The 20,069-nt window shown below is 65.0% G+C and carries 21 protein-coding genes; 2 read left to right on the top strand and 19 right to left on the bottom strand.

Annotation, left to right across the window (positions count from 1 at the left end; genetic code table 11):
* Window positions 1-23 precede the first annotated feature (23 nt).
* From pilW to trmJ, 8 genes are all read right to left on the bottom strand, one after another.
* Entirely contained in the window at window positions 24-770 is a 747-nt protein-coding gene (gene pilW, locus IEI94_RS12245) for a type IV pilus biogenesis/stability protein PilW (protein WP_191167596.1), read from the bottom strand.
* A 130-nt stretch (window positions 771-900) separates the two neighbouring features.
* A complete protein-coding gene (gene rlmN, locus IEI94_RS12240) occupies window positions 901-2,028 on the bottom strand; it encodes a 23S rRNA (adenine(2503)-C(2))-methyltransferase RlmN (protein WP_191167595.1) in 1,128 nt (375 codons plus the stop codon).
* A 68-nt stretch (window positions 2,029-2,096) separates the two neighbouring features.
* The gene (gene ndk / locus IEI94_RS12235) at window positions 2,097-2,522 is read right to left on the bottom strand and encodes a nucleoside-diphosphate kinase (protein ID WP_191167594.1); all 426 of its coding nucleotides are present in this window, start codon (window positions 2,520-2,522) and stop codon (window positions 2,097-2,099) included.
* A gap of 223 nt (window positions 2,523-2,745) precedes the next feature.
* On the bottom strand, window positions 2,746-3,072 hold the full coding sequence (locus IEI94_RS12230) for a HesB/IscA family protein (protein WP_191167593.1): 327 nt from the start codon (window positions 3,070-3,072) through the stop codon (window positions 2,746-2,748).
* Window positions 3,073-3,143: 71 nt separating this feature from the next.
* Window positions 3,144-4,292: an aminotransferase class V-fold PLP-dependent enzyme gene (locus IEI94_RS12225; RefSeq protein ID WP_191167592.1), complete on the bottom strand. Its 1,149-nt coding sequence runs from the start codon at window positions 4,290-4,292 to the stop codon at window positions 3,144-3,146.
* 49 nt (window positions 4,293-4,341) lie between these two features.
* On the bottom strand, window positions 4,342-4,812 hold the full coding sequence (gene iscR, locus IEI94_RS12220; protein WP_191167591.1) for a Fe-S cluster assembly transcriptional regulator IscR: 471 nt from the start codon (window positions 4,810-4,812) through the stop codon (window positions 4,342-4,344).
* A gap of 89 nt (window positions 4,813-4,901) precedes the next feature.
* Window positions 4,902-5,741 carry a serine O-acetyltransferase gene (cysE, locus tag IEI94_RS12215; protein WP_191167590.1) on the bottom strand — a complete coding sequence of 280 codons (840 nt, stop codon included), beginning with the start codon at window positions 5,739-5,741 and terminating at the stop codon, window positions 4,902-4,904.
* 103 nt (window positions 5,742-5,844) lie between these two features.
* Entirely contained in the window at window positions 5,845-6,621 is a 777-nt protein-coding gene (gene trmJ / locus IEI94_RS12210) for a tRNA (cytosine(32)/uridine(32)-2'-O)-methyltransferase TrmJ (RefSeq protein ID WP_191167589.1), read from the bottom strand.
* Between the two features lie 186 nt (window positions 6,622-6,807).
* On the opposite strand from trmJ, the gene IEI94_RS12205 reads away from it, so the two are divergent.
* The gene (locus IEI94_RS12205) at window positions 6,808-7,602 is read left to right on the top strand and encodes an inositol monophosphatase family protein (protein WP_191167588.1); all 795 of its coding nucleotides are present in this window, start codon (window positions 6,808-6,810) and stop codon (window positions 7,600-7,602) included.
* Between the two features lie 214 nt (window positions 7,603-7,816).
* Here IEI94_RS12205 and IEI94_RS12200 read toward each other — a convergent pair whose 3' ends face one another.
* The 7 genes from IEI94_RS12200 to IEI94_RS12170 all read right to left on the bottom strand — a co-directional run bounded on the left by IEI94_RS12200 (window position 7,817) and on the right by IEI94_RS12170 (window position 14,524).
* A complete protein-coding gene (locus tag IEI94_RS12200) occupies window positions 7,817-8,590 on the bottom strand; it encodes a class II aldolase/adducin family protein (RefSeq protein ID WP_191167587.1) in 774 nt (257 codons plus the stop codon).
* A gap of 28 nt (window positions 8,591-8,618) precedes the next feature.
* On the bottom strand, window positions 8,619-9,434 hold the full coding sequence (locus tag IEI94_RS12195) for an ABC transporter permease (protein WP_191167586.1): 816 nt from the start codon (window positions 9,432-9,434) through the stop codon (window positions 8,619-8,621).
* A 15-nt stretch (window positions 9,435-9,449) separates the two neighbouring features.
* A complete protein-coding gene (locus IEI94_RS12190) occupies window positions 9,450-10,283 on the bottom strand; it encodes an ABC transporter permease (protein ID WP_191167585.1) in 834 nt (277 codons plus the stop codon).
* 22 nt (window positions 10,284-10,305) lie between these two features.
* Window positions 10,306-11,415, bottom strand: a complete 1,110-nt coding sequence (locus tag IEI94_RS12185; RefSeq protein WP_191167584.1) for an ABC transporter substrate-binding protein — start codon at window positions 11,413-11,415, stop codon at window positions 10,306-10,308.
* A gap of 72 nt (window positions 11,416-11,487) precedes the next feature.
* On the bottom strand, window positions 11,488-12,624 hold the full coding sequence (locus IEI94_RS12180; RefSeq protein ID WP_191167583.1) for an ABC transporter ATP-binding protein: 1,137 nt from the start codon (window positions 12,622-12,624) through the stop codon (window positions 11,488-11,490).
* A 32-nt stretch (window positions 12,625-12,656) separates the two neighbouring features.
* Window positions 12,657-13,484, bottom strand: coding sequence for a hypothetical protein (locus IEI94_RS12175; protein ID WP_191167582.1), 828 nt, complete (start codon window positions 13,482-13,484; stop codon window positions 12,657-12,659).
* Complete coding sequence (locus IEI94_RS12170; protein ID WP_191167581.1) at window positions 13,481-14,524, bottom strand: isopenicillin N synthase family dioxygenase; 1,044 nt, start codon at window positions 14,522-14,524, stop codon at window positions 13,481-13,483. The genes IEI94_RS12175 and IEI94_RS12170 overlap by 4 nt, the downstream gene beginning before the upstream one ends.
* A gap of 112 nt (window positions 14,525-14,636) precedes the next feature.
* Here IEI94_RS12170 and IEI94_RS12165 point away from each other — a divergent pair, with 112 nt between their 5' ends.
* On the top strand, window positions 14,637-15,542 hold the full coding sequence (locus tag IEI94_RS12165; protein ID WP_191167580.1) for a LysR substrate-binding domain-containing protein: 906 nt from the start codon (window positions 14,637-14,639) through the stop codon (window positions 15,540-15,542).
* A 60-nt stretch (window positions 15,543-15,602) separates the two neighbouring features.
* On the opposite strand, the gene secF is transcribed toward IEI94_RS12165, so the two are convergent.
* From secF to tgt, 4 genes are all read right to left on the bottom strand, one after another.
* Window positions 15,603-16,520 carry a protein translocase subunit SecF gene (gene secF, locus IEI94_RS12160; RefSeq protein ID WP_224750114.1) on the bottom strand — a complete coding sequence of 306 codons (918 nt, stop codon included), beginning with the start codon at window positions 16,518-16,520 and terminating at the stop codon, window positions 15,603-15,605.
* 11 nt (window positions 16,521-16,531) lie between these two features.
* A complete protein-coding gene (gene secD, locus IEI94_RS12155; RefSeq protein WP_191167579.1) occupies window positions 16,532-18,385 on the bottom strand; it encodes a protein translocase subunit SecD in 1,854 nt (617 codons plus the stop codon).
* 135 nt (window positions 18,386-18,520) lie between these two features.
* Window positions 18,521-18,853: a preprotein translocase subunit YajC gene (gene yajC / locus IEI94_RS12150; protein ID WP_095622251.1), complete on the bottom strand. Its 333-nt coding sequence runs from the start codon at window positions 18,851-18,853 to the stop codon at window positions 18,521-18,523.
* A 53-nt stretch (window positions 18,854-18,906) separates the two neighbouring features.
* Window positions 18,907-20,046 (bottom strand): tRNA guanosine(34) transglycosylase Tgt, encoded by a 1,140-nt coding sequence (tgt, locus tag IEI94_RS12145; protein WP_412030910.1) that lies wholly within the window; start codon window positions 20,044-20,046, stop codon window positions 18,907-18,909.
* Between the last annotated feature and the right edge of the window lie 23 nt (window positions 20,047-20,069).

The following is a 20,069-nucleotide window of genomic DNA, read 5'->3' as shown; positions in this document are numbered from 1 at the left end:
CATCCTTCGTCAAGATTCGGTGATCAGGGTGCATTACCCAGGGCATTTAGCTGCTCGGTGAAGAAACGCCGGTTCTCTGTGTCGCCGCGCGCATCGGCGATGTCGCGGGCGAGTTCGAGACTGTCCGGCGTAGAGCCGGCCAGGCGCATGAACGATTGCAGCTGCTCCCAGGCCTGTGAATGATTGCCCTGGGCGTATTCGATCTCGGCCAGCGTGAAATAGCTACGTGGGTTGCGTGAATCGATGGCCTGGGCGCGCTCGAGACTGGTTACTGCCGCCCCGAGGTTGCCCATTTCCCGCTGGCACTGGCCCAGGTTGGCAAATAGCTGGGCGCGGTTGTCGTACTGAGTGTCTTGGGTGGCCTGCTCGAGCTGAGTGCAGGCCTCTGTGAGGCGGCCCTGGTCATACAGGAAGGCCGCGTAGTTGTTGCGTGCCCGGGTAAAGCCGGCGTTGGCTGATAGGGCGCGCTGGAAGTGTTCGTCGGCGAGCTCGCTCTCGCCTTGGCGCTGATAGACCATGGCCAGCGCCTGGAGTGTCTCGGCATCGTTGGGAGCCGCTTCGAGGGCGCGATTCAAGGCGCCCTGGGCGCGTGGCAGGTTGTCGCGTTCGAGGTACGCCATGCCCAGTTGTGTGTAAGCCTCGGCGGGGTTGGTGCCGCTCTCCGTTTGCACTGCTTGGCTGCTGCAGCCGGCCAGCCATGCGGCACCGATCAGGCCGATCAGCAGCGGCCGTATCGAGCAGCGTCCTGGCGTGGCATGGCGACGGATCATCGAGTCCTCTCGGCGCATGGGAAAGAAGCGGCATCTAGCAGCCGCGCGGTGGCTGCAGGATACAACAACAGCTTGAAAAACCTACCCATCAAAGCGCTGTGTCTGGTTGAAGTCAAGGTCGCCACCCGCCTCAGTCGGCGTCGAGCTGAATCGATTGAATATAGCGGGCATGGCGCTTGGTGCGATCCTTGACGCGTCCCACCAACTGACCGCAGGCGGCGTCGATGTCGTCGCCACGGGTGGTGCGGATCGGCGCATTGTAGCCCAGCTCGTAGAGCCACTGCTGGAAACGCATCACCTGATTACGCGACGGCTTCTCATACCCCGAGTGTGGGAAGGGGTTGAACGGGATCAGGTTGATCTTGCACGGCAGCTCGCGCAGCAGTTCGGCCAACTGGGTGGCGTGCTGCTGCTGATCGTTGACGTCCTTGATCAGGGTATACTCGATGGTCACCACCCGGGCGCTATCACACTTGGCCAGGTAACGCTGGCAGGCGTCGAGTAGGGCGCGGATGTTGTACTTGCGATTGATCGGTACTAGTTCGCTGCGCAGCTCGTCGGTAGCGGCATGCAGCGAGATCGCCAGGCTCACGTCGATATCGTCGCCGAGCTTGTCGATCATCGGCACTACGCCGGAGGTGGACAGGGTGACGCGACGCTTGGACAGGCCATAGGCACTGTCGTCGAGCATCAGCTTCATCGCCGGCACCACGTTGTCGTAATTCATCAGCGGCTCGCCCATGCCCATCATCACCACGTTGGTGACGGCGCGTTGAGCGGTGTCCTTCTGCGGCCCGGCACTGCGGCTGGCCACCCATACCTGGCCGATGATCTCGGCGGCGGTAAGGTTACGCTGAAATCCCTGCTTGCCGGTGGAGCAGAAACTGCAGTCCAGCGAGCAGCCGACCTGAGATGACACGCACAGGGTGCGGCGTGAGCCGCTGTCGGCCGGAATCAGCACGGTCTCCACGTAGCTGCCGTCCTCCACCTCGAGCACCCACTTGCGGGTGCCGTCGCTGGACGTGCCTTCATAGATCACCCCTGGCCCGCGTATCTCGGCGACCTCGGAAAGACGCGCACGGAGTGCCTTGGACAGGTTGGTCATGGCCTCGAAGTCGTCGCAGCCTTCGTGGTGGATCCACTTCATGACCTGGGCAGCGCGGAACTTCTTCTCGCCGATAGAGAGAAAGAAGGCCTCCATCTGCTCACGGGACAGGCCCAGCAGGTTGGTGCGTTCGGGAGCGGTAGTGGCAGTCATGGGCGGTCAGCGGGTCGGTGGGGCGGGGGCGCGAAGCGCCCCCGCGGGGTGGCAAGCGAGGCGTTTCCTCAGCGCGGGCAGATCTCGTCGGCGCTGAAGAAATAGGCGATCTCACGCTCTGCTGATTCGGCAGAATCGGAGCCGTGCACGGCGTTGGCGTCGATGGACTGGGCGAAGTCGGCGCGGATAGTGCCTGCGGCGGCTTCCTTGGGGTTGGTGGCGCCCATCAGCTCACGGTTCTTGGCGATGGCGCCGTCCCCTTCGAGTACCTGCACGACCACCGGACCGGAGGTCATGAAGCCCACCAGATCGCCGAAGAAGGGGCGTTCCTTGTGCTCGGCATAGAAACCGCCGGCCTTGGCTTCATCGAGGTGCAGCATCTTGGCGGCGACGACCTGCAGGCCAGCCTTCTCGAAGCGCGCGATGATTTCGCCAATGGCGTTCTTGGCGACGGCATCTGGCTTGATGATGGACAGGGTGCGTTCGGTAGCCATGGGGGCGTGTCTCCGTTGGTCAGGTGGAATCGTTGGGTGAAATCGGATCATCGCGGATAACATCGCGCCGCCCGCATGGCGCCATGCAGCGCATGGGCTTCGGGCGGCGCGACGTGAATCAGGATCGGCGTGAGGACTGGCGGCGCAAGCGCCGCCGAGCCGATTGGCCGCGCATTATAGCGCTTTCCCACGGCATCGAACAATCATCGCGGCGGTAGTGCACCTATACGGTAAAGCTCTCGCCGCAACCACACTGGTCCTTGACGTTGGGATTGTTGAAGCGGAAGAAGCGATTGAGGCCTTCCGACACATAGTCGACTTCGCTGCCATCGAGCATCTCCAGGGCTTCGGGCGCGACGAACACGCGCGCACCGTGCTCCTCGAAGGCCACGTCGTTGGCGGCGGCCTCGTCGGCGAAGTCGAGAACATAGCTATAGCCCGAGCAGCCGCTGGGCTTGACCGTGACGCGCAGGCCAAGGCCCTGACCACGCTCATCCAGCACCTGCTGGATCTGCTGGGCGGCGGCGGTAGTGATCGACAGATGGGCCATGATGGTGCCTCCTTGAGAAACGCTGCCTGATGACAGCCACTCTAGCATAAAGGGTGTCGGCGAGATGCCGCTCAGCGGCGCAACGCGGTGATCGCGTGGCGCAGCTCGTGGATTGCAGTCTCGATATCGTCTTGCTGAGTGAAGCGGCCGAAACTGAAGCGTAGCGAGGCGAGCGCACGTGCGCGCGGTACGCCGATCCCCTTCAGTACATATGACGGCTCGACGCTCGCCGAGTTGCAGGCCGAGCCGGTGGATATTGCCAGATGGCGTAGCGCCATCAGTAGTGACTCGCCGTCGACGCCGTCGAAGGCGAGGTTGAGAATGTTGGGCACTGCCACGCTGATATCGGTATTGCGATGAATGCCGTCGAGATCGGCCAGTCCGGCCAGGAACTGCTGCTGCAGCGCATGAATATGGCGCTGGTCGGCCTCGCCCTCGTCCGCGGCCAGGGCAAAGGCTTCGCCCATCCCGACGATTTGATGAGTGGCCAGGGTGCCGGAACGCATGCCGCGCTCGTGACCGCCGCCGTGGATTAGTGCTTCAAGGCGGATATCTGGGCTGCGGCGGACGTACAGTGCGCCGATGCCCTTGGGGCCATAGAGCTTGTGCGCTGACAGCGACAGCAGGTCGATGCCCATGGCGCCGACGTCCAGCGGCAGCTTACCGGCGGCCTGGGCGGCGTCGACGTGGAAAACGGCACCGCGGGCGCGGCACACCTCGCTCAGCGCGGCCAGGTCGTTGATCACGCCGAGCTCGTTGTGGACCGCCATCAGCGACACCAGCACGGTGTCGTCACGCAGCGCCTCGGCCAGCTGTGTCGGCGTGATGCGGCCATCGGGCTGCGGGTCGAGCCAGGTCACCTCGAAGCCTTCGGCCTCTAGCGCCCTGGCGGTATCGACCACCGCCTTGTGCTCGATGCGCGACGTCACCAGGTGGCGGCCGCGGGCGCGGTTGGCGCGCATGAAACCGATCAGTGCCAGGTTGTCGGCCTCGGTGGCGCCACTGGTCCAGACGATCTCGCGCGAGTCGGCGCTGAGCAGGTCGGCGACCTGGCGCCGCGCGCCCTCCACGGCTTGCTCCGCCAGCCAGCCGAGCATATGGCTGCGCGAGGCGGGATTGGCAAAGGTGCCGTCCAGCGTCAGATGGCGGGCCATGACCTCGGCGACACGGGGGTCGACCGGGGTGGTGGCGGCGTAATCGAGATAGACCGGAGCGCTCATGACAGGATGACTTCACTGATAACGTTAGCGGAGCGGCGTGATACGCCGCTCAAGAGGGTGACACTGCGATGGTGGCGTTGTCGGTGCGGCGCCGTTGACGCTCGGCAATATGCTGCACTTCGTGGCGCTCGACCAGGGTGCCGAGGGTGATGCCGTCGAGAAAGCCGTGAATCTCCTGGGACAGCTCGCACCACAGGTGGTGCGTCAGGCAGACGTCACCGCGCTGACAGTCGGAGAGGCCCTGGCAGCGGGTGGCATCCACCGACTCGTTGACCGCATCGATGACTCGCGCCACCGAGATGCTGGCCGGCGGCTGGGCCAACTGGTAGCCACCGCCGGGGCCGCGCACGCTCTTGACCAGCTCGGCTCGGCGCAGGCGGGCGAAGAGCTGCTCCAGGTAGGAGAGCGATATCTCCTGGCGTTTGGAAATATCGGCCAGACAGGAGGGGCCCTGCCTGGCATTGAGCGCCAGGTCGAGCATCGCGGTGACGGCGTAGCGTCCTTTGGTGGTCAAGCGCATAGGGTTATCGCAGCCTGCAGGCGTGTCGCAAAGACGCCATTATGGGAAAAACCCAGCGCCCCGGTCAACTTTAGGGCGCAGCGCCAGCCTTAGCGACTGTCGCCGCCCTCCTTGGGCGGCGCCTCGTCCTGCGGCGGGCAGCAGCTGTCGACGTCGTCGAGGATCTCGGCGAAGTCCTCATCGCGTAGCTCGGGCAGGCGACCGTCGCGGTAGCTGGCGTCGAGCTTGCGCAGGGTGCCGCACATCTGCTCGATGCGTTCGTCGACGGCGTGCATATGGTCGAGCATCGCCTGCATCGAACGCGCCACCGGATCGGGCATATCCTGGCTCACGCCGTAGGCGTCGAAGCCGAACTTCTGGCAGATCGCTTCGCGCCGTGCCGGGTCGACGTCGAGCACGGCTTCGACATCGGGGTCGGCGCGCTTGACGATCTTGCCCGGGATGCCGACCACCGTGGCGCCGGCCGGCACCTCCTTGGTGACCACCGCGTTGGAGCCCACCTTGGCCCCGGCGCCGACGGTGAAGGGGCCGAGGATCTTGGCGCCGGCGCCGACGATCACGCCATCGCCAAGGGTCGGGTGACGCTTGCCCTTGCTCCAGCTGGTGCCGCCCAGGGTAACGCCCTGGTAGAGGGTGACGTCGTCGCCGACCAGTGCGGTCTCACCGATCACCACCCCCATGCCGTGATCGATGAAAAACCGTCGGCCGATTGTCGCGCCGGGATGGATCTCGATACCGGTCAACCAGCGCGAGAAGGTCGACAGGGTGCGGGCCAGCCACTTGAGATTCTTGCGCCACAGCCAGTGGCCGCAGCGGTGCAGCAGCAGGGCGTGCAGGCCGGGGTAGTTGGTCAGTACTTCGAGGAAGTTGCGCGCCGCGGGATCGCGGGCGAATACGCTGTTGATGTCTTCACGCAGTCGGGCAAACATGCGGCAATCCTTGAATGACGGTGAGCCGGTCGCTCAGGCGCGGCCGTTGGCAGCTGGTTTCATTATTGGGGTGGGGTCGGCCCCCTGCAAGGCAGCGCGCGGGCTAGCCTCGCGGGGGCTCGCTACAGCGCTTCTCCACTGCGCTGAGCATGCCGCGCAGGATATTGACTTCCATCTGGTCTGGGCGGGCGCGCAGATAGAGACGACGCAGCCGCGCCATCAGGTGGCGCGGCTTGGCCGGGTCGTGAAAGTCGACGTCGATCAATACCCGTTCGAGATGCTCGAAGAAGCGCTCGAGATCGGCGTGACTGGCCGGGGGATTGTCCCAGGCCACGCCGAACGGCTGCTCCTGCTCGATGACCTCGGGCGCCTCGCCGTGCTCGGCGGCAAGCCACGCCAGGCGGCACTCATAGGCCAGCACCTGTACCGCGGTGGCCAGGTTGAGCGAGCTGAAGTCGGGATTGGAGGGAATATGCACGTGGGCGTGGCAGCGCTGCAGCTCGGCGTTGGTCAGGCCGCTGTCCTCGCGACCGAAGACCAGCGCTACCCGCGTACTCTCAGCGGCCAGCTCGCTCGGCAAGCGCTCGCCGAGCTGGCGCGGGGTCAGCATCGGCCAAGGCAGGGTGCGCGAGCGGGCGCTGGCGCCCACCACCAGGCTGCAGTCGGCGACCGCCTCTTCCAGGGTCTCGACGCGGCGTGCCGCAGCAAGAATGGTATCGGCACCGGAGGCGCGCGAGATCGCCTCCGCCGAGCGATGTTCGCTACGCGGCGCCACCAGCGCCAGGTCGCCAAGCCCCATGTTCTTCATGGCGCGCGCAGTGCCGCCGAGATTGCCGGGGTGGCTGGTGCCGATCAGCACAATGCGGATGGAGTCGAGCATGAGAAGCCTTGGGTGGTTAGCGAGCGCGCCGTAATTTGGCCGGATAGTCTAGCACGAGTGCATCGCGCTGCAGAGGCCTGGGGCGTTGGCGATGGCCCTCGGCGGGGCTTTCTGCTAGCATGCCCGGCGTCGCCGTCAGCCATGCGACACGTTCTTTAACAGCTACCGACTCCTCAAGGCCCGATCATGCATCCGATGGTCCAATTCGGGTTGCGCGCTGCGCGCAGCGCCGCCGAACAGTTTCTGCGTATTCGCGAGCGTATCGAAAACGCTCACGAAGAACACAATCTCGAGCGTCTGCTGGAAGATACTGCCCGCAACGCCGAGACCCTGATTGCCCGTCAGCTGGTGCGGGGCTACCCGCAGCACGGCATTTCAGGCCGCTATACCCCCTACCGCGAAGGCGAGGGTGAAGGCCGCGATATGCACTGGCATATTGAACCCTTCCACGGCTACTCCAACCTCAGCGTGGCCAGCGCCGGCTTCGCGCTGTCGCTGGTGTGCATGGTCAAGGGGCGTCCCGAGCACGCGGTGGTGATCTGCCCGTTCAGCGATGACGAATACCTGGCCAGCCGCGGTCGCGGCGCCCAGTACAACGGCAAGCGTATCCGCGTGCCCAAGACCACCGCGATCAGCGGTGCGCGCATCGCCATGAGTCTGCCCGAGAGCTGGCTGCGGCCGCGCCAGCTGCCGGCCTATCTAACGCTGATCCAGCAACTCGGCCCGCAGATCGAGGTGCAGCGCGCCACCGGCAGCGGCCTGCTGGACATCGCCGAACTGGCCTCTGGCCGCGCCGACGCCGCCTTCGTGCTGGGCCTCGAGGAGCAGGACAAGCAGGTTGGTACGCTGCTGCTCAAGGAGGCCGGCGCGCTGATGGGCAGCCTCGACGGCCGTCCCAGCGTCGAAACCGAAGGCCAGTTGATGGCCGCCAGCCCGCGCCTTTATAAGGCGCTGGTGCAGCAGTTGGCGCCGCACTTCTAAGGAAACACTGCACAAATGCCTGCACGAGCGAATCGCTGCGTTGCGCGGTGCTCGGAATCCTCACATATACCCCATATGCTCCGGTTCCTGTGCTCCGTGCGCCTTGCGCTTCATCTCGCTCGGCGATTTGTTCAGTGCTCCCCACGCACTCCTGCATGACACAAACGCCCCCGCTGACGCACTGTCAGCGGGGGCGTTTTGCGTTACGGCAGGCTCAGCGGCAATAGTCTGAGCGCTGCTCTTCGATCAAGCGCAGCGCCGCGCGCCAGGCAAGCTCGACGATCTCGCGTTCACTCTCGGCATCGAACTGGGCCGCGGTATGTCGCTGTACCGCTTCACTGGGCAGATGGAGCTCGCGGCCGCCGGCCAGGGCTTGCACCTGAGCCTGGCAGGCGCGTTCGAGGAAGTAGATCTCCATAAACGCCTCGGCGACGCTTTCTCCCGCCGCGAGTAGGCCGTGATTGCGCAGAATCATCGCCTTGTGGGGGCCGAGATCGGCCACCAGCCGTTCGCGCTCGGCGACGTCCAATGCGACGCCCTCATACTCGTGGTAGGCGAGCTTGCCGTGAAACTTCATCGCATGCTGCGTCAGCGGCAGCAGCCCCTCGGCCTGGGCCGAGACCGCCATCCCTGCGGCGGTATGGGTATGAATCACGCAGCCGAGCTCGGGCCGTGCGGCATGAATCGCCGAGTGGATCACGAAGCCCGCGACGTTGACTCGCCCATCAGGATTGAGCGGGTCATCGACCCGACCGTCATGGTCGATACGCACCAGGTCCGAGGCGCGCATCTGCTCGAAGGGTACCCCGTAGTGGTTGATCAGAAAGTGCTCGGCAGCCCCGGGGACGCGCAGCGTCAGGTGAGTGTCGATCAGGTCGGTCATGCGGTAGTAGGCGATCAGGCGGTAGAGCGCGGCAAGCTCGCAGCGTGCCCGCCACTCTTCGCGACTGCAGCCGTGGGGTGCTGGGGCTGATATAGATGCCGTCATGGTGCTCCTCGTAAGTGCTCATATAGGTTTAGCCAGGGCGGCGGGCATCGCGCCAGCTGTTGACTGCCATGCGCGTCAGCAGCAAGAGCAGGACGATGCCGATCAGCAGCGTGGAAATGGCCGCCACCACCGGGTCGACGTTATCACGCAGGCCGCCCCATATCTGGCGTGGCAGGGTGACGACTTCCCAACTGGTGATAAACAGCGTGACGGCAATCTCCTCCCAGGAGAGCACGAAGCAGAGCAGGAAGGTGGTCACCATCGCCAGTCGCAGGTTGGGCAGGATCACCATCCAGGTGGTCTGCCACATGCTGGCGCCGAGGTTGCGCGAGGCCAGTTCGATGCGTCTGTCGATGCGGCTGATGGCGACCAGCATATTGATCACGCCGAACGGCACGATCAGTAGCGTGTGGGCCAGAATCACCCCGGGCAGCGAGTCATAGCCGAGCCCGGGGGCGATGCGCGAGATCCGGGTGGTCATAAAGTAGAGCACCATCGCCGAGACCACCGGCGGCACGATCAGCGGCAGCATGCACAGCCCGATCAGCCAGCGCGTCCAGGCGCTGCTGCGATACCAGATGGCGATCACGAAGGCGGTGGCCAGCAGCGTCGCCAGCAGCGCTGCGCACACCGCCACCACGCTGCTGTGCAGCAGGCTGCCGAGCCACTCGGGGGAGCTCAGCAGGGTCGCATAGTGGCGCAGCGACCAGTCCCCCTCGGGCATCGAGAGATAGCGCTTGCCGGTAAACGAGACCGGTATAACGGCGATCAGCGGCAGCATCAGGAAGCCCATGGTGACAAGGGCGAGCAGCTTGGCCAGCCAGCCGGCGCGATAGATATTCATGGTTTGGTTTGCCCCTTAGCCGACCAGGCGCTCTACGCGGGAGAAGCGCAGCAGGATCCACACCAGGCCGGAGACCAGCACCAGCATCAGCATGCAGATCGCCGCGCCGATGCCCCAGTTGTAGGTCTGGAACATCTGCAGGAAGACGTACTCGGCGGCCATCACGGTCTGCCCGCCGCCGAGGATCGCCGGAATCACGAAGAACCCCAGGCAGAACACGAACACCATGATAAAGGCGCCGAGCAGGCCGGGCAGCGTCTGCGGCAGGAAGATGGATACGAACACTCTCAATCGCGAGGCCCCCAGGCCACGCGCCGCCAGCAGCACGCGGTCATCGATCTGACGCATCGACGAGACCAGCGGAAAGAAGGCGAAAGGCACCATGAAGTGGACCATGGCGATCACCACGCCGAGGGAGTTGCGGGTCAAAGCGAGGGGCGAGTCGATTACCCCCAGCGCCTCCAGCCAGCCGTTGACCAGCCCGTTGCTGCGCAGCGCGATCAGCCAGCCGAAGGTGCGCACCAGCACCGAGATCCAGAATGGCAGGAACACGCAGAGCTCCACCCAGCGCTGCCAGCCGGGGGAGCTGTAGAGCCAGCAGTAGGCCATCAGGAACGCCAGCAGCAGGGCGAGGACGCCGACCGTGGCGCACAGGTAGAGCGTGCGCCACAGCACGGCATGGATGGCGCCGTCGGTCGCCAGACGCGCATAGTTGGCCATCCCTGGCTCGGGCAGGGTGACGCTCCAGACGGCGATGCCGGCGAACGGCAGCACGTAGCAGAGCAGCAGCACGGCCGGCAGCGGCCACAGCAGTAAGCGGTGCTGCCAGCGCTCGGACATTCTCGTCATGCTCGCCCTCCTCTGGTAGCGCTCAAGCCCCGGTGCGGGTCAGGAAGTCGTCGAGCACGCTGCCGTAATGGTCGGCATACCACTCGATATCCAGCTTGAACTGCTTGGCGAGATTCTCCTCGGAGCCGCAGTTGAGCTCGACGAGCTCCTCGGGAATCATCGCCGCGGCGGCCGGGTTGGAGGGGCCGTTGCCGAGCAGCTTGAGCAGTTCGACCTGCCCCTCGGGTTCGAGGGCGTGGTCGATAAAGCGCATGGTGGAGTCGGCCCCGGCGGGGTTGTCGTTGAGTACCGCCCAGCTGCTGGGGGTGACGCAGGCGTTATCGTAGTGCCAGCCGACCCGGCCCTCGGTATCGCGATCGAGCACGATGGCACGGGTATTCCAGATCTGGCCCATGCTCACCTCGCCGTCCAGAAACAGCTGCTGGCTCTCGGCGCCGGAGCCCCAGTAGGCGAGGATATGCGGGCGCAGTTCATCCAGCTTGTCCATGGCGCGGGCGATATCCAGCGGGTAGAGGTCGGCGACGGCCACGCCATCGGCCAGCAGGGCAGCCTCGAGCACGCCGTTCATCCACTTGTACATGGTGCGCTTGCCGGGGAAGCGCTCGACGTCCCAGAAGTCTGCCCAGGTGCGCGGTGTCTCCTCGAAGCGCTCCTTGTCCCAGGCGATGACGTAACTGTAGAGATAGCTGGCCACGCCGTAGTCGGTGGCGAACTCCTCGTTGACCTTGGCGCGTTCGATGAGCGAGTAGTCGAGGGGGCGCATCATGCCCTCACGCCCCAGGGTCAGCGAGGTGAAGGGCTCGGCATCGACCACGTCCCAGCTCGGTCGGCCCGAGGCGATCTGCGCGCGAATGGCGCCTTCGGTGGGGCCGCTGCCATCGATCTGCACCGCGATCCCGGTCTCGCGGCTGAACTGCTCGGTCCAGGCCCGGCGGTAGGCGTCGATGGCGTCGCCGCCCCAGTTGACGATCACGATCGGGCGATCCTGGGCCCAGCCGATGCCGCTGCGCGCGGCCAGCGGCAGCGCCGCCAGCATGCCGGCAGCCTTGAGGAAGCTGCGCCGGTCGATCTGGCCGCGGCGGGCCTTTTCGACCAGCAGTTCGAGACAGTCTTGCTGATGGGACTGATGCATGGCTATGGATCCTTGTTGGTGTTGTGACAAGCCGACATCGGCGGTAGTGATTCGCGTGTTTCGGGGCGTCGCTCAGGCCTCCAGCACGATGCCCTCATCGATCCCCCAGTGCAGCCACAGCCGTTCACCCAGCGGTGCCGAGGCGGCGGGGTGGGTCATGGCGATGCTGGTGGTCAGTACGCTGTGGTCCGCGCCGGCAAACTTAAGGTCGAGGCTATGGCCCTGGTAGGTGCGTTCGAGGAGGGTCACCTCCAGCCAGTTGCGCGCGCTGGCGTCGTCGCGCTCAAGCGCGACCTCAAGCTGCTCGGGGCGAATGCCAATCAGCAGCGCGTCGTGGGCGAAGTGGCGCTCGCCCAGCGCCGACAGCGGCGCCGCGCCGAACTGCCCCGTCACGCGCCGACCGCTGCGCTGTACGTCGGTCAGCGGCAGCAGGTTCATGCGCCCCAGGAACTCGGCGACGAAGCGGTTATGGGGGGAGGTATAGAGCCGCTCCGGCGTATCGATTTGAGCGAGACGGCCGTGGTCGAAGATGGCGATGCGCGAGGAGAGGGCCAGCGCCTCACTCTGATCGTGGGTGACGAAGACGAAGGTGGTGCCCATCTCGCGGTGGATACGCTTGAGCTCGTCCTGGAGCTGACCGCGTAGGTTCTTGTCCAGCGCCGAGAACGGTTCGTCGAGCAGCAGCATCTCAGGCTCGAAGACCAGCGCCCGGGCCAGGGCGACCCGCTGCTGCTGGCCGCCTGAAAGGGCGCTGGGCTTTTTCCCGGCGTGCTCGGTCAGCCCCACCGTGTCCAGCATGCGTGCCACGTGCTGGCGGCGTGTGGCGCGATCCACGCCGCGCACGCGCAGCGGGAAGTCGACGTTCTCGGCCACGCTCATATGCGGAAAGAGCGCATAGCCCTGAAAGACCATGCCGTAGTGGCGCTGCTCCGCGGGGCGCAGCGTGATGTCCTGGCCGGCGCTCTTGAGTCGTCCCGCACTCGGCGTGACGAAACCGGCGAGAATCATCAGCAGCGTGGTCTTGCCCGAGCCCGAGGGGCCAAGCAGGGTCAGGAATTCGCCGCGGCGAATATCGATAAAGACATCATCGAGCGCCAGGAAATTGCCGTAGCGCTGCTGGATCCCCTCAATGCTGAGCTGCACGCCGCCGGCTTGGAGCGGCGCCTTGACCGGGGGCACGTCGCGCAGCGGCGAGGGAGGGCTTGTCATGGTGGTTCCTGGCGGTGGAAGGAGGGTGTCGATCATCGTTTCACCTGCAAGGCGCATACCATATTCGCGTCTTTGGACGCTACCTCGGAGCTTTCCGTGGAGGCGTTACCGGGATAGCCAGCGGCGGGACGACTGGAATAGTCAGCCGCGAGGCTACCCGAGTGGTCCTCCTCCAGCTGCCAGCCGCTGTCGGTGATCTCGCCGCGGCCATTGCATAGCGTAAGACGCTGCTGCTCGCGCCACGGCAGGGTCGACAGCTGTATCACGAAGGAGGCCCCTGGGGTGGCGCGCAGCGCACAGGAGATCTCGCAGTCGAGCAGCTGGTGCGCGGAGGCCGTGCCGGCCGCGAGCAGGGATGGCAGGGGGCGCGGTGGCAGCTCCAGTGAGCGACGCGTGATCAGCATGGCGTAGGCATCGATGACCAGCAGCCGGGCACCGTGGTCATCGCGTCGCCACACCCGGATGCTGGGGTCGGGCGGCGTCAGCCGATGCCACTCCTCCTCGTAGGCCCCTGAGGGGGCGCGCTCGATCACCACCGCCGCGCCGCGCGGCTCGAGGTCACCCGGTTCGGGGAAGTCGACCACCGGCTGGTAGCCCCATTCGCGCTGCCAGATGGCTTGATGGTCAGGGCAGTAGCAGCGTCCGGTGGCACCCTGCTGGTGCGCCAGGGCCATGTCGGCGGAGTGAGAAGCACCAAGTTGGCCAACCTGCGGGCGCGAGGCCGCGATACGCAGGTCGGCGTAGCGGCTCAGGCCCTGAAACCAGAACACCCGCGTGCTGGTGTCCTGCCGGCCGTCGGCGTGGTCGATGCGTACCCGTTGCCATACCCCGCGCAGCCAATCGGGAACCGTGGCGCTCATGCTGGCGTACCGTTCGGCGGCTGGCGATGGGCATTGGTGGCGTCGAGCCGTGCCACCAGATGTTCACCCGCCACCGTGTCGGGATAGTGTGGCGGCTCGCTGTCGCTAGAGCAGTTGGGCAGGCAGCTGACCACGGTGTGGTAATTACAGCCGCAGAAGAACGGCATCGAGTAGCGCTCGCGCTGCGAGCGGTTGAACACCCGATGCACCGTCGAGGCGAAGCGGTCGTTGGTCCAGCGCGCCATCATGTCGCCGATATTGACCACGAAGGTGCCGGCGATGGGCGGTACCGCAATCCACTCGCCCTTGGCATTGCGCGCTTCCAGTCCGCCGGCGTCGTCCTGGGCCAGCAGGGTCAGGCACTCGTAGTCGCTGTGGGCACCGATGCCGACCCGCGGTTCGCCCTCGTGGGCTGGATAGCGGATCAGGTTGAGCTGCGCCATGGGCTTGTCGATCTTGTCATCGAAAAAGCGCTCATCGATACCGATGGCCAGGGCGAAGAGGCGAAACAGCTCCCGTGAGAGGGCGAACACCTGCTGGTAGTAGGCATAGACGTCTTCGCGAAAGCCGGGCAGGTCGCGTGGCCAGGTGTTGGGGCCATACATGATGATGCCGTTCTGGAAGTCGGGGTCGTCTGCGGGCAGCTCGAGCCCCACCTTGAAGACTTCTTTGCTGTCGGCGGCGTAGGGGTCGAGGGTCTCCTCGCCGATCCCCAGGTAGCCGCGATGGTTGGGCAGCTTGCTGATATGTATTTCCTGCTTGTGCGCCAACGGCAGGGCGAAGAAGCGCCGCGAGGCGGCCCAGGCGGCGACGATGATGCCGTCGGCGATGCCGTGGTTGGCGACATAGAAGAAGCCGATCTGTTCGCAGGCCTTGCCGATCTCGTCGGCGACCGCCTGGCGCGTCCCGGCCGTGGCCTCGGGGCCGAGCGCCGGGGCCAAGTCGATCACCGGCACCTCAGAGAAGTCGCGCCCCTTGTCGCGGGCCAGTCGATCGGGATTACGTGGCCGGTGGGTGGCGGCTGTGTCGGGTGCCTTCATCACAGAGTCCTCGGGAAAGTGGCGCAGGTGGCGTGTAGCCGCTTTCAGGTTGGCAACAATGTGGTGATAATAAAATTCATATTTTTTGTCCCAACATGTGAGAAAAACTACCGTGAGGCGACCTTTGCCACCGCTCAATGCCCTGCGTGCCTTCGAGGCCGTGGCGCGCCTGCAAAGCGTCAAGCAGGCGGCCGAGGAGCTGCACGTCACCCACGGCGCGGTGAGCCATCACATCAAGTCGCTGGAAGAGGCGCTGGGCGTCAGCCTGTTTCATCGTGATCGACGCCAGCTGCGGCTCAATCAGACGGGACTGGTCTACTCGCGCCAGGTGCGTGAGGCGCTGCGGCTGCTGGCCGAGAGTACCCTCAAGCTGGGGTTGCCCTCGGTGGAGGGGCGCTTGCATATCGCCTGCCCACCGACCCTGGCGACCAAGTGGCTGGCGTATCAGCTGAGCGACTTCCGCGCCGCCTTTCCCGATATCGACCTCAGCGTGGTGCCGCACAATCTCGACGATGAGGAGGTGGCCACCGGCGACTACGACCTGGCGGTGGTCTACGGTGACGGCGAGTGGGAGCGCAAGCACGTCAGGCTGCTGGCCAATTTCGACATGACACCGGTGTGTCATCCGCGCTTCTTCGCCGCCAGCGATCAGCCGCGGCAGGTGAGCGAACTGCGCGGCGGCTGGCTGCTGCACGAGGATGCCGGTGGTAACTGGAAGCGCTGGCTCGCCTCGGCGGGGGCCGATATCAGTGATCTGGGGCATGGCACCCATCTGTGGGGTGCCCATCTGACGCTGGAGGCGGCGGCGGCGGGATTTGGTGTGGCCCTGGGGGATCGCATCGTCTGTGCCCAGGACTTCGCGCGGGGCAATCTGGTGAGGCTGTTCGACGCTGAGGTGCCAGCCCCCCAGGCCTACTATCTGGTATGTGCTGCCCATCGTGTCGATGAGCCGCGTATTCTGCTGTTCTGTGACTGGATACAGGCGCGTATCGAGCGCACGCTGCGATCCAATCGCTAGATGCCAAAAGGCCCCGCCAAGTGGCAGGGCCTAATGTACCGTGCGGGGAGAACTCTGCCGCTAGGGCAGCTGCTCTTCGCCCTCTTCCTCTGGATCTTCCTTCTTGGCCGGGATCAGATCCTGACGCTGTAGCTTGACCAGCAGCAGCAGGGCAGCGGCGACGTAGATGGACGAGAAGGTACCCGCTACCACGCCAATGATCAGGGCGATGGAGAAGTAGTGGATCATGTCGCCGCCGAGCAGCAGCAGCGCGATCAACACCAGCAAGGTGGTACCAGACGTCGCCAGCGTGCGCGACAGGGTCATGTTGATCGCTTCGTTAAAGATCGCCGGCATATCGTCGATACGCGATTTGCGTATCGTCTCGCGGATCCGGTCGTAGACCACGATGGTATCGTTCAGCGAGTAGCCAATCACCGCCAGCAGCGCGGCAAGCACGGTGAGGTCGAAGTCGAGCTGGAACAGCGAGAAGATCCCGACCACGATGATCACGTCATGGATCAGTGCCAGCAGTGCGCCGATGGCGAACTTGTACTGGAAGCGAAAGGCGACGTAGAGCATCACGATGCCGAGTGCTACCAGCATGCCCATGCCGCTCTGGTCGCGCAGCTGCTCACCGACCTGGGCGCCGACGAACTCGGCGCGGATCAGCTCGACCTCGGCGCCGTCGCCGCGCAGCAGGCTAACCACCTGCTGGCCGACGTCGGGGTCGAAGTCCTGCTGCAGGCGGATCAGGATCTCGTTGGAGGCCCCGAAGGTCTGCACCGAGACGTCGCGGAAGCCTTCACCTTCCAGTGCCTGGCGAACTGCATCCAGCGCCGGTGCGGTAGAGTAGCGTACCTCCACCAGGGTGCCGCCGGTGAAGTCGAGGCCCAGGTTGAGCTGCTGTACCACCAGGGAGCCGATCGACACCAGCAGCAGCATCGCCGAAACGATAAAGGCCAGGCGGCGCTTGCCCATAAAATCGAACTGTCGCATCGCGGCGCTCCTCATATCCATATCTTCTTCACCGGCTTGCCGCCGTAGATCAGGTTGACCATGGCGCGGGTGACCAGCAGGGCGGTGAACATCGAGGTCATGATGCCTAGTGACAGAGTGACGGCGAAGCCCTTGACCGGCCCGGTGCCGATCGAGAACAGAATCACTGCCACCAGCAGGGTGGTGATATTGGCATCGATGATCGAGGTGAAGGCGCGCTCATAGCCGGCATGAATGGCCTGCTGTACCGACATGCCGCCACGCAGCTCTTCGCGTATTCGCTCGAATATCAGTACGTTGGCATCCACGGCCATGCCCAGCGTCAAGACCATGCCGGCGATGCCGGGCAGGGTCAGGGTGGCGCCGAGCATCGACATCGCCGCCACCAGCAGGGTCAGGTTGATGGTCAGGGCGATATTGGCGATCACCCCGAACACCTTGTAGCGCACCAGCATGAACAGCACCACCAGCGCCAGACCGACCATGATCGAGGTTACGCCGCGGTCGATATTGTCCTGGCCGAGGCTTGGCCCGATGGTGCGCTCCTGGACGAAGTAGATGGGCGCGGCCAGTGAGCCGGAGCGCAGCAGCAGGGCCAGATCGGCGGCTTCGGTGGGCGAGTCGAGCCCGGTGATGCGGAAGCTGTTGCCTAGCGCGCTCTGGATGGTGGCCAGGCTGATCAGGCCGCGCTCGGTGTAGGGCTCGCGCACCTCCACCTCTTCACCGTCCTCGATCACCGTGGTGGTACGGGTGTTGTGCTCGATGAACAGCACCGCCATATTGCGACCGATATTGGTGCGCGTGGCGCGGTTCATCAGGGTGCCACCGGTGCCGTCGAGGTTGATATTGACCTGTGGGCGGCCGTTCTCGTCGAAGCTGCGGTTGGCGTTGGAGACGCTGTCGCCGGTGAGGATCACATCGCGCATCAGATCGGCGGTGCGCGACTCATCGTTGCGGAAACTGAACGTCTCGGTCTCGTTGTCCGGGGTGTCGGGGCGCGCCTCGAGGCGGAACTCGAGGTTGGCGGTGGCACCTACCACACGCTTGGCGGCGGCGGTGTCCTGGACGCCCGGTAGCTCGACCACGATGCGATCCGGCCCCTGGCGCTGGACCATGGGTTCGGCTACGCCGAGTTCGTCGACGCGGTTGCGCAGGGTGGTCAGGTTCTGGTTGACCGCGTAGTCCTGCAGCTCGTTGACTGCCTGGTCGGTCATGGTCATCACCAGGCTGGCGCCGCGACCGTCGCCCTGGTTGCTGTAGTCGAAGTCGGGAAACTCGCGACTGATCAGGGTACGTGCCTGATCACGATCTTCATCATTGATAAAGGTCAGCGTCAGGTCGCGGCCGTCGATCTCGGTATTGCGATAGCGGATGCGCTCGCCGCGCAGCATCTCGCGCATGGCGCTGGCGTTGACCTCGAGACGCTGCTCCACGGCGGCGTCCATGTCGACCTCGAGCAGGAAGTGCACCCCGCCACGCAGGTCGAGGCCCAGCGTCATCGGCGACGCCGCCAGGCTCTGCAGCCACTGGGGTGTGGCCTCGGCGAGATTGATGGCGATCACATAGTCGTCATCATCGAGGAGGTCGCCGATCAGTTCGCGGGCAGCGAGCTGGTCATCGGAGTTGGCGAGGCGAAACAGCACGCCGTCGTCAGCGACGTCGGTGGCGCTGACGCTGATGCCGGCGTCATCGAGAGCGGACTGGATCTGTTCCAGCTGTTGCTCGCTGAGCGGGGCTTCGCTGCGGGCGCTGCTGATCTGCACGGCGGGGTCCGCCTGGAACAGATTGGGCAGCGAGTAGATCAGGCCCACGACGAGCACGAGAAGTATGAGCAGATACTTCCACAGGGGATATCGGTTAAGCATGCAGGCCCTGCCTTGTAGCTGACTGACGGCGACGCTGACGCAGTGACGTGGCGTTTACCAGAGGGGTTCGGCGCTTGGACAGGCGCCGCGCCCAAGGGTTCGCCCGGGCACGGTGCACTGATGTTGCGCCGCAAATCAGATGGACTTGAGGGTGCCCTTGGGCAGCACGGCGGCCACGGCGTTCTTCTGCACGTTGATCTCGGTGCCTTCGGCGATTTCCATGGTGAAGAACTCGCTGTCGTCGCTGACCTTGGTGATACGGCCCAGTACACCGCCGCCGATCACCACTTCGTCACCCTTGGAGAGGCTCGATACCAGCTGCTTGTGCTGCTTGGCTCGCTTGGCCTGCGGGCGCCACAGCAGGAAGTAGAAGATGGCCACGAAACCGACCAGCATGATGATCTGGGCCATACCGCCACCGGCGGCGCCGCCTTCGGCATAGGCCGGCGAGATGAAGAAGTCCAGCATGAGACGTTATCTCCTGAGAAACGAAAGGTTACGGCAAGGGTCAGCGCGCCGCGTCACTGCTCGGGGGCCGGAGGCACGGGCAGGCCGCGTCGCGCATAGAACATTTCCACGAAGTTCGCCAATGTACCCGCTTCGATAGCCCCGCGCAAACCAGCCATCAGTCGCTGGTAGTAGCGCAGGTTGTGGATAGTGTTGAGCATCGAGCCGAGCATCTCGCCGCAGCGGTCGAGGTGGTGCAGGTAGCCGCGGGAGAAGTGCTGGCAGGTATAGCAGTCACAGTCGGCCTCCAGCGGGCTTGTGTCGTGGCGGTGCTTGGCATTGCGAATCTTGACCGTGCCCTCGGCAGTGAACAGATGGCCGTTGCGGGCATTACGGGTCGGCATCACGCAGTCGAACATATCCACGCCGCGGCGGACGCCTTCGACCAGATCCTCGGGCTTGCCGACCCCCATCAGGTAGCGGGGCTTCTCCGCCGGCATCCAGCTCGGCAGGTAGTCGAGGACCTTGATCATCTCCTCCTTGGGCTCGCCTACCGAGAGGCCGCCGATGGCCAGGCCGTCGAAGCCGATATCGAGCAAACCCTTTAGTGAGCGCTCGCGAAGCGCCGGGTACATGCCGCCCTGAATGATGCCGAACAGCGCCGACGGTGAGTCGCCGTGGGCGTCGAGGGAGCGCTTGGCCCAGCGCAGCGAGCGCTGCATGGAGAACTCGGCCTCCTGTTCGGTGGCCGGGTAGGGCGTGCACTCGTCGAAGATCATCACCACGTCAGAGCCTAGCGTGCGCTGCATGGCGATCGACTCTTCCGGCCCCATGAATACCTTGCTGCCGTCTACCGGCGAGCGGAAGTGCACGCCCTGCTCGGTAATCTTGCGCATCTTGCCCAGCGAAAACACCTGGAAGCCGCCGGAATCGGTGAGGATCGGCTTCTGCCACTGAGAGAAACCGTGCAGATCGCCATGCTCGGCAATCACCTCGGCCCCCGGGCGCAGCCACAGATGGAAGGTATTGCCGAGAATGATCTCGGCGCCGATCTCCTCCACCGAGGCCGGGGTCATGCCCTTGACGGTGCCGTAGGTGCCCACCGGCATGAAGGCGGGGGTTTCCACCGTGCCGCGGGGAAAGCTCAGGCGGCCGCGGCGGGCACGGCCGTCGCTGGCCAGCTGTTCGAAGGTCATGAAGCAGTCGTTACGCATGAAAATCTCGTTATCGGCCTGGG

The sequence above is a fragment of the Halomonas sp. ML-15 genome (assembly GCF_014779595.1).
Classification (GTDB): Bacteria; Pseudomonadota; Gammaproteobacteria; order Pseudomonadales; family Halomonadaceae; genus Franzmannia.
This window is presented reverse-complemented; position numbering and strand designations above follow the sequence as displayed.